The following is a 13,759-nucleotide window of genomic DNA, read 5'->3' on the forward strand; positions in this document are numbered from 1 at the left end:
CGGCCCTCATCGGATCTCCGCCCAATGTCCAGGCCTGCGGCTCGCGCTGTTTCAGATCGCCGATACGGATCTCCATGAAGAATGCGGCCGCCCCGGCCTCTTGTGGCACCAGGCCCTGGTATACGGATGGTATCCAGAAAGGAGAAAAAATGGAGCAACGGATAAAGGTTCTCATGGTGGATGATGAGGCCCAGTTTCGGGCGACGACATCCAGGATATTGAACAAGAAAGGCTTTGCAACCACCATTGCCGGCAGCGGTGAGGAGGCGATCGGGATTCTGGAGGAGCACCCTCAGGACGTGATCATTCTCGACATCAAGATGCCCGGCATGGACGGACACGAGGCTCTGAGCGAAATCAGGAGAATACGCCCGGAAACCCAGGTGATCATGCTCACCGGTCACGGAGCCGGGGATTCCGCCAAAGCATCCCTCGGAAAGGGCGCTTTCGACTATCTCAGCAAGCCGTGCGACATCGATCTTCTGGCCTTGAAAATCAAAGAAGCGTTTAAGGCGTCCCACAAGGATTTCAAAAAAGAGGAAAAGAACGCCGGCAACATCATGATCCATATCGAGGATTACACCACCATCCGGCCGGAGCAGACGGTAAGGGAAGCCATTCAGGCCCTCATGCGCTCCTTCGAAGGGTTGATTTCCTCGAGTCGTGTCATGGAAACCGGGCATCGTTCCCTTCTGGTCCGCGGTCCCGGTCAGGATGTGATCGGCATCATCAGCATCCTGGACCTCCTCGAGGCGGTTCGACCGGGCTATCTGAGCGCGGCGAAGCCCTCCATGGCCGACAGCATCCAGTATTCGCGGATGTTCTGGACCGGTCTGTTTTCAAGCCAGGTCAAGGCCCTGGCCGATAAATCCGTAGCGGAGGTCATGTCCGATACTCCGCCGTGCATGGATGAGGATACCAACCTGATGGAGCTGGCCGACTTCATGTACACCCATCAGGTCAGGCGGGTGCTCATCACCCGTGCGGACAGGGTCGTCGGCGTGGTTCGTGAGCAGGAGCTGTTTTTTGAAATGGCTCATATCATTTTTTAATTGTTTGAAATCAATTTGACATCGATCGTCAATGAAGGAGGAGGGTTATGAATCCATCAATAAAATCCGGTGACGCCCGAACCGATCATGATCTTGCGTCATCCCACGCTGTGGATGCACCCGTGACCCGAAAGAGCGCCATCAGGAAAAAGAAAGCTTCCGGCTATGACAAGTATGTTGATTGGAAGCTGTTTATCATCCCTGTGGTGTTGCTCTTCGGCATTTTGATCATGCCGACGCCATACAGCATGAAAGACGTGGGTACGGAATACAAGGTCGGCCCCAAAGCGGTGACCAACTTCCTCGCCAAGGCGCTTTTTAACCAGGAAACGCCTTATCTCGAACAGTGGCAGCTCCTTACGGTTCAGATCATGGACCAGAACATGCGGATGGGCGCCCTGGGCAAGGACCGCTTCCTGAAAAGAGACGCCAAGTGGCTCAGGCAGAACAAGATCGCCTCGGACAAGGTCAATCTGGCGCAGGCCATGGCCTGGGTCAGCGACAATGTTCCGGATGAACGGTTTCGCGGACTCATGAAAAGTGCGCTGGATCTTCGCAGGGACAACCTCAAATACGAAACCCTGACGGGAGATGACAAGGCAGCCGCCGATACCGGCGCCTGGCACATCCAGGTCGCCATCGCCATGGGCGCCTTCGTGGTCTTCTGTTTTCTGACGGAGTGCATCCCGCTTCCCGCCGTCTCCTTCTGCACCGGTCTTCTGCTGGTCTTCACCGGCGTGGTCACCCGCTCCGAAGTGGCCCAGCTCTACTGGGATGACGCCGTCTGGTTCATCATGGGCAGCCTCATGTTCGCGGCCGCCTTCGTCAAGACCGGGGTGGACAAGCGGGTCTGCCTGGCCATGTTCAAGAAACTCGCGGTTCCCAACGTGAAGATGATCAGCATGATTTTCTTTCTGATCATCTCACCGCTGGCGGCCGTCATCTCGGACCACGCATTGGCGGCCATGTTCCTCCCCATCGCCATGCTGCTCTATCAGAACAGTCTGACCCAGGAAATCCCGGAGGACCCCGAGCTGGGCAAAATGCTGATGATTTCCATCGCCATGGCCTGCAATATCGGTGGGCCCGGCGCCCCGTCGGGCGGTGCTCGCAACGTCATCCTGATGACCTATCTGAGCGACATGTTCGGCATGGATATCGGCTATTTTCAGTGGATCACCTACTGTGCGCCCTTTCTCGTCGTCATGATCCCGGCCACCTGGCTGCTGGTCAACTGGCAGTTCAAGCCCCGCATTCATTCTCTGGCGCCGGCCATGGACCAACTCAGGAAAGAGATCGACAAGATGGGCGGCTGGAGCCGGAACCAGATCAGTGCCCTCATCATCTTCGTCATCATGGTCTTCGGCTGGTTCACGGAGAAAACCTTCTATGAAATGGGGATCTTACCCATTCGATTGGGCCTGGGCGTCCTGGCCATGGCCGGCGCGGTAGCCTACCTTATGGCCGGCATCGTGAACTGGCGGGATTACCAGGAAAAGGTGGACTGGGGCGTGGTCTGGCTCTACGCCGGCGCCATCATCTTCGGCCGCACCCTGGACGGCACCGGTGCAGCCTATTGGCTGGCCCGGAGCGTCATGGACCTGCTCGCGCCCCTGGGCATGAATTCAGGACTGCCGCTTCTGGCCATATCCAACGGGATCACGGCCGTTGTCACCAACCTCATGGCGGACGGACCGGCCGCGGCGGCCGTGGGGCCCATCACGCTGAACATGGCGGGGCTCGCCCACCCGGGCACGGCCTACCTGCCCTTCATGGCCATGTCCACGGCCATCGCCTCTTCTTTTGCATACTGCCTGATTATCGGCACGCCGCCCAACGCCATCGTCTATGCCAGCGGTTACCTCGAACCCAAGGACTTTCTGCGGGTCGGCATCCCGCTCTGGTTCCTGGCCAACATCGTTCTGCTGCTTCTGACCGCGGTGTATTGGGTCGTCCGGGGATTCGGGGCACTGCCGAACTTCTGATCCCAGCGGCAGCTTTCCAACAGGGAAACCGCCTTCCGGCTTATGGGGAGGACGGTTTCCCACCCCCCTTCCGGGGGTATTTCCCCACCCATCATTGACTTGAGCGCTTTTATGCATAATTAATTTGCTTAAAACGTTTTGATTTGCTTGAGTCGCCTCTCGCTCAGCATGGCGTCTTTTCGACCGCAGGTTCCTTCACTTCCGCGCTTTTTCATTCTTCTTGGTAGCGGGTTTGCTTCATCGAAACTCAACTTTCGACTGTCATCGGCCATATCCATCCGGTCACCATCATGAAAGTCGAAAGTTGAAATCGAAAGAAAACGCTTTTTTTCCCTGTACGGGAGACGGCGGGAATACGGCCGCAAAAATGCGCCGGATACGTGTTCGCCCGAACATTGATGTGTGCCGGCGGATGTTGTCTCGCGCGGAGACCGGCCGATAATTCGGATCCGGGCTTGAAACACGGAGGATGAAAACAATGACGACAACGACATTCAGGGTAGTGAGATGCGACGGCAGCAGTGTATTGCTTGAAAAGGCGGCCGTAGACGGTTTTCGTGAACGACTGAGGGGAACGCTTATTACCCCTGCGGATGAAGCATATGATTCGGCGCGACGGGTATGGAACGGCATGATCGATCGGCGGCCGGGGCTGATGATCCGGTGTGCGGGAACGGCCGATGTTATCGCCGCCGTTAACTTTGCGCGGGAGCACGGTCTCCTGATCACCGTTCGCGGCGGCGGTCACAATGTGGCCGGAAGCGCATTGATGGACGATGGTTTTGTGATCGACCTATCGGGGATGAGAGGCGTGCACGTCGACCCGGAAGGCCGGCTGGCGCGTGTCGAGGGCGGCGCGCGCCTTCGGGACCTTGACCACGAGACCCAGGCTTTTGGCCTTGCCGCTCCCGTTGGCGTGGTGTCGGCCACCGGTGTCGGAGGGCTCACGCTTCACGGCGGCGCGGGATGGCTGCTGAGAAAACACGGATTTTCCATTGACAACCTGGTGTCTGTGGAGATGGTGACCGCAGATGGGCAGTTTCGGAAGGCCAGTGAAAACGAAAACTCCGATCTATTCTGGGCCGTCCGGGGCGGCGGGGGAAATTTCGGCGTGGTGACCGCCTTTGAGTTTCGATTGCACCCCGTAGGGCCTCGGGTATGGATGGCCGTTCCCATGTACCCGCTGGAGCAGGCGGAAACGGTGGTCAACGGACTTCGGAACTACATGGCCGAAGCCGATGAGAATTTGATGGTGCTGGCGGTCTTCTGGAGTGCACCGGATGCGCCGGAGATTCCGGCGGCGGTGAGAGGCGCGCCGGTCGTCATTCTGATGGGCTGCTATACCGGGCCTTTTGAAGTTGGCGAGAAAGCCATCGCGCCTCTCCGGACGCTGGGCCGTCCCGTCGCGGATCTCAGCGCTCCCATGCGTTGGGTCGAAGTACAGAAATTTCTGGACGCGGATTATCCTGACGGGGCGTTTTATTATTGGAAATCCCTCTACCTCGACCGCCTGGATACAGCAGTAATCCGGTCTCTTGTCAAATATACGGAAAACCGTCCTTCATCCCTCTCCTCCATCGATATCTGGATGCTCGGGGGGGCCTCTACGACTGCCCCGACATCGGAGAGTGCGTTCTGGCGGCGGGATGCGCCGTTCATGCTGGGTATCGAAGCCAACTGGAAGCGGCGTGAAGAGGCTGATAAAAACATTGAATGGGCACGCCGTCTGCATAAGGCTATGCGTCTCTACTCCCGTGATGGGATTTACCTGAACTTTCCCGGTTTTATGGAAGACCGGGACACCCTTCTGAGGTCGGCCTACGGTCCGAATCTGGCACGGCTCAGAGCCGTGAAAGCGCATCACGATCCCACCGGTCTTTTCTCCGGATTGTTGAACATGGGCGCCGGGACGGGATTCGGCGCGCATGAAAGAAGTTGACTCAACTTTCGGCGGACATAGGCCGTATCCATCCGGTCACCATCATGAAAGTTGAAAAGTTAACAGGATCGGCACCGTCGCTATTTCGATGCGGAGCAGGGCTTGACGGCGTTGGAAACGGGAACTTCGGATATCGTCCCGCCCTGGCTGATGAAGATTCCGCTCAGAATCAAAACCGCCGCGAGATACTGCTGGGGGAGGAGTTGTTCGTTCAGGATCAGCCATCCGAGAATGATGGTGAATACCGGGATCAGGTTTACAAATACGGATGCCTGGTTGACGGGAATGCGGCTGAGGCTGAAATTATAGAGACCGTAGGCGCCGATGGTTACGAAGGCGCCCAGGTAGACCACCGCGAAGAGACCCGGGATGTCGATTTCCGAGGGCAGGGTGGTCGACGGCAACAGAAGCAGCGGCGTATAGAAAAGGCAGCCGGCCGCGACCTGGGTTGCGGTCAGAAAAACCGGCGAATAAAAACGGCTGAGCTTTTTCAGAGTGATAATATAGCCTGTGGCGCATATCATGGCCACGAATTCCAGGAAGTTGCCCAATGGCGGATTGGGAGCGTTTTCCGATGCCTGACCCGTCACGCTCAGCCAGCACGATCCTGCAATGGCCAGGGCCAGCCCGATGACCGTCTGTCGGGACAGATGCTCCTTCAGGGTATAGTGAGCTGCCACCGCAGCCAGAAGCGGCAGGGTGCCGGCGATGATACCGGCCTGGGAGGCCGTGGTATACGCCAGGGCCTTGGCTTCAAAGATAAAATAGAGGCACGGTTCGCAAAACGCCATGAACACCAGGTATTTTATCGTACCTTTCTTGAGCCGAATCGATCTGAAATACCGGAAAAAGAGCAGAAAACAGAGGCACGCCACCGCCATGCGTCCGAAGATCACCACCACGGGATCGTAGGTGCGAAACGCGATTTTCAAGGCGGGAAAAGAACTGGACCAGAGGATCATTGCGCCGATCAGGCTTGCGTAACAGATGAGACGGTACCGGGTGTTCACGATGTTGTACGTTCCTTTATAAATATATTGACTCAACTTTCGACTTTCATAGGCCGGTGCCGGTCATCGTCATGAAAGTCGAAAGTTGAATATTGATTTTGTATGTCCATAACTGCATAATATGAACCTCGGACTACCAACCGTCAACCGTGTCTCGGAGGATACCGCAAATGATGTATTCATGGACCAGCATCCAGGATGAGCTGCCGCCGTCCGAGGAAGAGGTGTTGGCATTCGTGTCTCACCCCGACCTGAAAGACTTCAGCTATAACGTCATGATCTACGACGCCGACGCCAATGTGTGGCGTGAATCCCAGGGAAGAAGAACGAGCAGGCACGTCACGCATTGGATGCTTCTGAGTCCCCCGGAAGACGTCTTTACACAAGACAAGGGTGAGCCCATCACAGAACCCAGGCCGAATCGTCGGGAGAGCGACCGCAACAAGGATATCGTCTGTTGGCTCCTGGAGGGACGGTCTCCCAGAGAGATCTCGGAGATGTACGATCTCAGCATCGGCCGTGTCCGAGTCATCATCAAGCGGGTCATCAAGAAGATCGCGCCGGGTATGGTCCTGTCAACCCGGGAGATGCGACGGATCCGGGAGCATCTGATCTCGAAGATCCGGGATGAGCTTTAGGTTCGCGGTATTGCATCATGAGGCGGGAGACTCCCGTATGGCGAAAAATTCCGATGCGTTCCTATTCAATACCCTGTCCAGCTCCTCGTCGGTAAGTCCCGAATCCCGAAGCCGTTTCAATTCTCTGTCCCAGGCATAGGGAATATTGGGAAAGTCGGATCCGTACATGATTCTGTCCAGGCGATAGTGCTTCAGGTCTATGGGGTCGGCGATGGGGAAATAGTCCGTCAACACCATGGTGGTGTCAAGCCAGAGATGATCGTATTTTTCGATCAACTGTCTGTATTCGCGGATCTCGCTGAAGCCCAGGTGGGGAACACAGATGTGAAGATCTGGAAAATTAACGAGAACGCTTTCCAGTTTGTCGGCCGCGCAGATTTTATGGGGATCGCACCGGTAAACAGGGCTTTTCGGCTCTTTTCCGAAATGAATCACAACCGGTTTACGGTTGGATTGGCAGACATCGAAGATGAGGTGGGCGGCATCCGAATCGATGTCGAAGCATTGTACATGGGTATGGAGCTTTACGCCGCCCAGACCGTCATCGAAAGCTTCCTGCAGGATCGTATCGGCGCCCTCCTCGCCGGGAAAGACGGTGGCCATGCCGGTAACGCGGCCACGGTATCGCCGGCATTGCCGTACCATGAATTGATTCAGGTCCCTTGCAATCCCCGGGGAATGCGCATATTGAAGTGCGATGATATGATTTACGCCCCGGGACAACAGAAAATCGAATACTTCGGCGGCGGTCAAGGCGTATCGGATATGCCAGGCGTTCCGATCAAACCACCGGCGTATGGCTTCAAAGAGATTGTCCGGGAAGATATGGATATGGGCGTCAATCACTCTCGGAAATCCGCGGGGGATCGCGTCGCCTTCCGAGTCGTTCAGTGTTGGGAGATCCGGGCTTAGCATCGTTTCATTCCAATCGTTTTTTTTCGTATACAGCGAATTCATCGCCGTCAATTGAATATCTCAATCCGTATTGGTAAGCGGCCGCGTTTCCGCGTAGATGAGCGCAAAGGGCGAGACGGCCCTGCGAACCGCCTCCGTGAACCGGGTGAAGATCGCCGTGGAATAGTACCTTCCTTCGGGTGTCAGGTCCTGGAACATCATGAGGCGCAAGCCGCGGCTGATTTCCATTTGAACGCCCATGCCGCGGCGACACAGGTTGCAGATGTTTTTCAGACTCGTCGCACCGAAACGACGATCTATGCAATCCGTTGCCTGAAATCCCGATTCGTGCAACTCTCGGCGTATATGATGCTTCAATTCGGCATCCAATCCTCCCAGATGGACGATCGGGGTCATGATCGCGCTGCCGTGAATTGAGATGGCGACATCCGATTGGCAGACGATGTCCAGGACGGTGGGTTCGTCAAATCGGGTGCTGGTGATGTGCAACGCCAGATTTCCGCCGGGTTTGATGCCTTCAAAAGCGTAAAAAGAATGATCCCATCCGGCAATGGCGTTGGCGATTCGGGTTGACCCGGGCTCGATCTCACCGCCGTGGATACTCAGAATGGCGACACCGGTGCTTCCGAGTCGCCAACGAATGCGGTAATCAATCCCTCGGCGTTCGCAGGCGTTAAGGTTTTCAAAACTGCTGTAGCGATCCATACCGCCTCTGTAAAGATCTCCTTTCTTAAACAGGATCATTTCGCCATATCCTTCATAAAACCGGGAAGGATGAAACGTCAAGCGTCTTCTGGACGGTTGCTCTGGGTTCTGTTTTAGCCCGCTCCAGATCGAGTGGAATAATTCCCACCGATGTATGATATACCATCTCCGAATTGCGGGTGGGGCTTTTGCCCCCTCGCGGCATATCGGGGAAACGCCATGCCTGAAGACCATGACATCCGCCATTTGGAAAGATTATCCGGTGTGGTGTTCGTTGTCGTCGGATGACGGCAGGCTCCGGACGTCGGGGCAGGATCCCCAGAGTTCCCCGATGATCCTTCTTGCGTGATCGATGGGGCCGCTGGTCCAGAAGCGTTCGGTTCCGGGCCGGCTGCCGCATGATGCGATGTTGTCCGCATTGAGGCGACGTCTCAGCTCCTTCGCCACCGCGGCGGCAGGGTCGATCACGGTAATGGTGGGTCCGGCGACGGCCTTGATCATGGGTGAGAGGAATGGATAATGGGTGCACCCCAAAACAAGCGTGTCGGCGCCTTTTTCGAGGAGAGGCGTGACATAGTTTTCCACCAGGGAGACGGTTTTCCGACCGCCCAACTCCGCGCGCTCCACCTGCTCAACAAGGCCGGGACATGCCTGCAGGAGAATGCGCACGCCGTTTCCATGGCGGGCGATCAGACGTGAGACTCTGTCGCTGGCGATGGTCTGCCGGGTGGCCAGAACGCCGATCACCCCGGATCGCGTCATGCCGGCGGCGGGCTTTATGGCCGGTTCGATGGCTACCACCGGAACGGGACAGCGCGTGCGGAGCCCGTCGACCGCAACACCCGTGACCGTGTTGCAGGCCGCCACAATGGCCTTGACCCCCTGTACCAGGAAGAAGTCGGCGATGACCGATGCCCGTTTCTCGATAAAATCCCTGGGCCGGTCGCCGTAGGGTGCGTAGCCCGAGTCGGCGACATAGAGCAGATTCTCCTCCGGCAGCGCCTTGCGGATTTCACGAAGCACAGACAAGCCGCCCATCCCGGAGTCAAAGACCCCCACGGGAGCGTTGGCGGCGGCGCCATGCACCCCTCGAAGTCGGGGCGTCGGGATGTTCGTTGGCGCCATGCGCCCTGTCATCCGACTGACCGGATGACGCCGAACCAGGCGGACGCAGGGGTCTCCCGTATTGCCTCCTCGGTTTGATGGGGCTGCAGAAAACGGACGTTCATCTCTCCTCTCCCTTGTGACGGAAACGTTGATGGTTTTCCTGTACGACGCCAGAGATATTTACACCTATGGAGGGTTTTTTACAACTCAACTTTCGACTTTCACAGGCCGTATCTATCCGGTCACCATCATGAAAGTCGAAAGTTGAGTTACAATAGAATCGAGATGACTCGGGCGGCCTTGGTGCAGTGTAGGGTTTCGGGAAACATTTTTATTGAGATTCGAATACAATATCTTTATATTATAGCAAATATACAGCAGGAAAGTTTCCGTTTCGCCCGAGGATGCGCGTCTGTGTCGGCGGAGATGACTGCACCGAAACCTGAAGAACGAGGAGTTTGATGATTGTGAAAAAGAAGATATATGTCGTCGCCTGTGCCGTTCTATCCGTTGACCTGCGTCACGCAGTCGAGCGGCTGGGGATGGATGTCGTATTCCGGTTCCTGGAGGCCGGCCTCCACGATCGGCCGAACCTGCTGCGGGAGAAACTCCAGGGAGCTGTAGACGAGATCAACGCTGCGGGTGACGCGTCGCGAATCGTCATCGGCTATGGTATCTGCGGCCGCGGATCGGTAGGTGTCAAAGCCGGCGACGTTCCCATGGCCATCCCACGGGTGCACGACTGCATCGCCCTTTTTTTGGGCGGCGACGCAGTCTACCGACGTGAATTCCGCAAGGCCCCGGGAACCTACTACATTTCCGCCGGTTGGTACGAAGAGAAAACCGAGCCCCTCTCCCAGCGCCGTCTCTGGGCCGGCTACGGTGCGGAGCGGCTGCATTACGATGATCTGGTGAGGACATATGGGGTTGAGGCTGCCGACCGAACCTTCCGATTTCTGAACAGCTGGAAGACGCATTACCGTCGGGCGGCCTTTATCGATACCGGCGCAGGGAAATCGTTGAAATACGAGCAATACGCCCGGGACATGGCTGAAGAATACGGCTGGGATTTCGAGCGGATCGAAGGTGACCATGCGCTGATGGAGAGGCTCCTGAAGGCGATGGAAAGCAGCGACGACATACTGGTGGTGCCGCCCCATCACGTCATTGGCTTCGACGCGCTTCGGGCCGGTCTGACCGCCAATCCCGCCTGGACGGGTCGAGCTGCGGACGCCTCCGGTCCCCAGGTGATGGTGGTGGACGACGTCCGGCCCTCCCTCCCGCGGCCCGACACCCGTCCCGCTTATGGGCGTGAAGAGGGGCCTCCAATGGTCAAAACCGGCTTGGGGATCGATGCGGGGGGCACCTACACTGATGCGGTGATCTATGACGTTGCCCGTGGAAAAACTCTTTCAAAGAGCAAGGCCCTGACCACAAAATGGGATTTTACCCGGGGTATCGGGGAGGCGCTCGCCGGCCTCGACGGCGAGCGCCTCCGGACGGTGGAAATGGTGGCCCTCTCCACGACGCTTGCCACCAACGCCATTGTTGAGGGGGAAGGACAGAAGGTCGGTATGATCCTGATGCCGCCCTACGGGCTTTTCGACAGCCGGGACATCGCCTATGAACCCAAGGCCGTGGTCTCCGGCTCTCTCGAGATTTCGGGTCAGGAGCGGACCCCCGTCGACCCGGAGGAAGTCCGACGCATCGTCCGGCGGATGGTCGACCGGGATCAGGTTCGGGCCTTTGCGGTATCGGGGTTCGCGGGCAGTATCAACCCGGTTCACGAACTGGCGGTAAAGCGGATCATCCGGGAGGAGACAGACCTCTTCGTGACCTGCGGTCATGAGCTGTCGGACATCCTCGATTTCAAGGTCCGGGCCCACACCGCCATGCTGAACGCCAGGATCATCCCACGCCTGGCCAGGCTTCTCGTGGATCTTGAAGCGGAGCTTTCCCGCTTCCACATCCACGCCCCAGTGGTGGTGGTAAAGGGGGACGGCACGCTCATGAGCGCGGCCATGGCCAAGGAGCGCCCGGTGGAGACGATACTTTCGGGACCTGCGGCCAGCGTGGCCGGCGCCCGGCACCTTACGGGGCTTGCCGACGCTCTGGTGGTGGACATGGGGGGCACCACCACGGACACGGCGATCCTTCTGGGTGGAGGGGTATCCCTTTGTGACAGCGGCTCCAACGTGGGGGGGCACAAAACCCACGTCAAGGCTTTGGAAATCCGTACCCGTGGCCTGGGCGGCGACAGTCTGATCCAGATGGAGAAAGAGTCGATCATCATCGGTCCCCGTCGGGTCGCCCCCATGGCCTGGCTGGGGACCCGTCACCCGGCCGCGGACCGGGCCGTCGCCTACCTGGAGACACGGATCCACCGATATGCAGCATCCACCCGGGGCATGCAGATGCTGGCCCTGAACGGGACCCCGGAGGATATGGACCTGACCGATTCGGAGCGGGAGATCGTCGATCTCCTTGCCGAGAGGCCCTTCAGCATCGACGAAATTCTCGAAAGAACCGGGGCCATGATCGAACGGGCGTTGCCCATCCGGCGCCTCGAGGAATACGCCGTTATCCAGCGTTGTGGCCTCACCCCGACGGACCTGCTTCACATTACCGGTCGCTTCGATCGATGGGATGGTCGGACTGCGTCGCGATATGCCGCCATATACGCGGCCCTGGAGAAAAAAGATACGGCGGAGATGGCCGAAGCCATGCTGGATAAGGTCGTCCGGGATCTGGCCTTGGAATTGCTCAAGCGGGAGTTGGACGGCAAGATCGATCCGGAGGCCGTTCACACCTGTCCCGTCTGCCGCACTTTGGTGGAGAACATGTTTGCCGGCGGCAGCGATCACTACCGTGTAAAGATTGACCTCAAACGCCCCGTCGTGGGTATCGGCGCACCCATCCACTACTTTCTGCCCCGGGCGGCAGCGGTTTTGGGGGCCAAGGCGGTCCTGCATCCGGATGCGGACGTGGCCAACGCGATCGGCGCCATTACGAGCGACGTCGTGGTCAAGCGCCACGTGCGCATCGTTCCGGATCAGGCCGGAGGATTTTTAATTGAAGGCATTTCCGGCATCCGGCATTTCCGGCGGTTCGAAGAGGCCGACGAATATGCCCGGGATCGGCTCGTTGCCCTGGTTCGGGACCAGGCCGCCGTTTCAGGCACCAGCGCCCGAAGGGTCGAGCTCATCACCGAGGATCAGGTTCCCAGGGCTGCCGGGGGCGCGGAAATCTTCATCGGCCGTGTCATCTCTGCCACGCTGGTGGGTCGACCCGATCGGGTGCTGCAGAAAACATGATGCCGCGTGTCGCGGACATGCAGCTGAGGCTGCGACGGTGATGGCCGCCGGCATGACGCACCTCCCCTTCAAGGTTGATGCCGCCATACACCCCCTTGGCACGGGAAAAGGCGAGATCGTCGAAGCATATGACCAGAATATTCGAATCGGTTTTCGAAGGTCACCTGTTTTTGCCGGATATCTTATTTTATACCGGGCGGATGCGGGAGTATCGTATTGGTGGCGGCGGGGTGCTGATTCGGCTTATCACCCGAGCAGGGTGTTTATTTTTTTCACAAGTTCCGTATTGGAGAACGGCTTGGTGATGTATGCGTCAGCCCCGAGATTCAAGCCTTTGGCGATATCCACATCCCGGCTCCGGGCCGTCAGGTAGATCACCTTGATGTCATCCCACTCCGGTCTTTCGCGGATCATCTGAAAAATTTCATACCCATCCAGATCGGGCAGCATGATGTCCAGAAGAATCAAATCCGGCTTGGACTGGGCAATGGTTTCCAGGGCGTCCTTACCACTTTGGGCCAGTTCCACTTCAAACCGGTTTTTTTCCAGCAGGAACTTGAGGGGGACAAGGATGCTCAACTCATCATCGACGATCAGTATTTTCTTTGAACCCATACACCCCTCCCATCTGTGTGGCAGCGATGCCGCGCCGTATCGTTTTTTGAGCCGTTTCCCGGGGTTGATGCCCTTTCGACAGATTGACGCCTATTCAAAATTGGATTATGCTGTCACTATCTGAATTATATCTGTTATTATAAGTATCAATAAATCCGACCGGCGACAATCGCAAATTGTAGTCGTGACGTCCGTTTCACCTGCGGCGAAACCGGATTTCCGGTATGGAGGAGGCTGTCATGGCACCGGACTCTCTTTGCAACAAAAGGCTTATCGCCTTGTTTTTGTTGGGCTATATATTACTGAACAACCCGTTGCTGTCGTTGTTCAATCAGCCCGGAATGGTTTGGGGGATTCCCCTGTTTTTTGGATATATTTTTGGCGTCTGGCTGTTGCTGATCATCCTGATCCTATTGGCCGTCGCTTCCGTCCCTCCGTCGTCGTGACGGCGCCATCCATGTTCCAACGCCCTCCCGCGG

The 13,759-nt window shown here is 57.4% G+C and carries 11 protein-coding genes; 6 read left to right on the forward strand and 5 right to left on the reverse strand.

All coding sequences use genetic code 11. From position 1 onward, the window contains the following. Positions 1-149: 149 nt before the first annotated feature. The 3 genes from dmul_RS00250 to dmul_RS00265 all read left to right on the forward strand — a co-directional run bounded on the left by dmul_RS00250 (position 150) and on the right by dmul_RS00265 (position 4,976). Entirely contained in the window at positions 150-1,052 is a 903-nt protein-coding gene (locus tag dmul_RS00250; protein ID WP_020876221.1) for a CBS domain-containing protein, read from the forward strand. A gap of 47 nt (positions 1,053-1,099) precedes the next feature. Beyond that, positions 1,100-3,037, forward strand: a complete 1,938-nt coding sequence (locus dmul_RS00255) for an SLC13 family permease (RefSeq protein ID WP_020876222.1) — start codon at positions 1,100-1,102, stop codon at positions 3,035-3,037. Between the two features lie 478 nt (positions 3,038-3,515). Then, the gene (locus dmul_RS00265) at positions 3,516-4,976 is read left to right on the forward strand and encodes an FAD-binding oxidoreductase (protein ID WP_020876223.1); all 1,461 of its coding nucleotides are present in this window, start codon (positions 3,516-3,518) and stop codon (positions 4,974-4,976) included. Positions 4,977-5,056: 80 nt separating this feature from the next. Here the strand turns inward: dmul_RS00265 and dmul_RS00270 are convergent, their stop codons facing one another. After that, positions 5,057-5,986, reverse strand: a complete 930-nt coding sequence (locus dmul_RS00270) for a DMT family transporter (protein ID WP_020876224.1) — start codon at positions 5,984-5,986, stop codon at positions 5,057-5,059. 170 nt (positions 5,987-6,156) lie between these two features. On the opposite strand from dmul_RS00270, the gene dmul_RS00275 reads away from it, so the two are divergent. Beyond that, positions 6,157-6,624, forward strand: a complete 468-nt coding sequence (locus dmul_RS00275) for a DUF551 domain-containing protein (RefSeq protein ID WP_020876225.1) — start codon at positions 6,157-6,159, stop codon at positions 6,622-6,624. A gap of 15 nt (positions 6,625-6,639) precedes the next feature. Here dmul_RS00275 and dmul_RS00280 read toward each other — a convergent pair whose 3' ends face one another. From dmul_RS00280 to murI, 3 genes are all read right to left on the reverse strand, one after another. Further along, the gene (locus dmul_RS00280; RefSeq protein WP_020876226.1) at positions 6,640-7,539 is read right to left on the reverse strand and encodes an amidohydrolase family protein; all 900 of its coding nucleotides are present in this window, start codon (positions 7,537-7,539) and stop codon (positions 6,640-6,642) included. A gap of 60 nt (positions 7,540-7,599) precedes the next feature. Beyond that, positions 7,600-8,283, reverse strand: a complete 684-nt coding sequence (locus dmul_RS00285; RefSeq protein WP_020876227.1) for a poly-gamma-glutamate hydrolase family protein — start codon at positions 8,281-8,283, stop codon at positions 7,600-7,602. Positions 8,284-8,499: 216 nt separating this feature from the next. After that, a complete protein-coding gene (gene murI / locus dmul_RS00290) occupies positions 8,500-9,369 on the reverse strand; it encodes a glutamate racemase (protein ID WP_052018527.1) in 870 nt (289 codons plus the stop codon). A gap of 443 nt (positions 9,370-9,812) precedes the next feature. On the opposite strand from murI, the gene dmul_RS00295 reads away from it, so the two are divergent. Next, entirely contained in the window at positions 9,813-12,665 is a 2,853-nt protein-coding gene (locus tag dmul_RS00295; protein WP_020876231.1) for a DUF1638 domain-containing protein, read from the forward strand. A 246-nt stretch (positions 12,666-12,911) separates the two neighbouring features. Here the strand turns inward: dmul_RS00295 and dmul_RS00300 are convergent, their stop codons facing one another. Next, the gene (locus tag dmul_RS00300) at positions 12,912-13,280 is read right to left on the reverse strand and encodes a response regulator transcription factor (protein ID WP_020876232.1); all 369 of its coding nucleotides are present in this window, start codon (positions 13,278-13,280) and stop codon (positions 12,912-12,914) included. 224 nt (positions 13,281-13,504) lie between these two features. Here dmul_RS00300 and dmul_RS00305 point away from each other — a divergent pair, with 224 nt between their 5' ends. Continuing rightward, a complete protein-coding gene (locus dmul_RS00305) occupies positions 13,505-13,726 on the forward strand; it encodes a hypothetical protein (RefSeq protein WP_200809316.1) in 222 nt (73 codons plus the stop codon). The last annotated feature ends 33 nt before the right edge of the window (positions 13,727-13,759 follow it).

The sequence above is a fragment of the Desulfococcus multivorans genome (genome assembly GCF_001854245.1).
GTDB classification, from domain to species: domain Bacteria; phylum Desulfobacterota; class Desulfobacteria; order Desulfobacterales; family Desulfococcaceae; genus Desulfococcus; species Desulfococcus multivorans.

Excerpts from the sequence above, each read along its gene's own strand:
- dmul_RS00250 (WP_020876221.1), top strand. The coding sequence starts at position 150 with ATGGAGCAACGGATAAAGGTTCTCATGGTGGATGATGAGGCCCAGTTT.
- dmul_RS00255 (WP_020876222.1), top strand. The coding sequence starts at position 1,100 with ATGAATCCATCAATAAAATCCGGTGACGCCCGAACCGATCATGATCTT.
- dmul_RS00265 (WP_020876223.1), top strand. The coding sequence starts at position 3,516 with ATGACGACAACGACATTCAGGGTAGTGAGATGCGACGGCAGCAGTGTA.
- dmul_RS00275 (WP_020876225.1), top strand. The coding sequence starts at position 6,157 with ATGATGTATTCATGGACCAGCATCCAGGATGAGCTGCCGCCGTCCGAG.
- dmul_RS00280 (WP_020876226.1), bottom strand. The coding sequence starts at position 7,539 with ATGCTAAGCCCGGATCTCCCAACACTGAACGACTCGGAAGGCGACGCG.
- dmul_RS00285 (WP_020876227.1), bottom strand. The coding sequence starts at position 8,283 with ATGATCCTGTTTAAGAAAGGAGATCTTTACAGAGGCGGTATGGATCGC.
- murI (WP_052018527.1), bottom strand. The coding sequence starts at position 9,369 with ATGGCGCCAACGAACATCCCGACGCCCCGACTTCGAGGGGTGCATGGC.
- dmul_RS00295 (WP_020876231.1), top strand. The coding sequence starts at position 9,813 with ATGATTGTGAAAAAGAAGATATATGTCGTCGCCTGTGCCGTTCTATCC.
- dmul_RS00300 (WP_020876232.1), bottom strand. The coding sequence starts at position 13,280 with ATGGGTTCAAAGAAAATACTGATCGTCGATGATGAGTTGAGCATCCTT.
- dmul_RS00305 (WP_200809316.1), top strand. The coding sequence starts at position 13,505 with ATGGAGGAGGCTGTCATGGCACCGGACTCTCTTTGCAACAAAAGGCTT.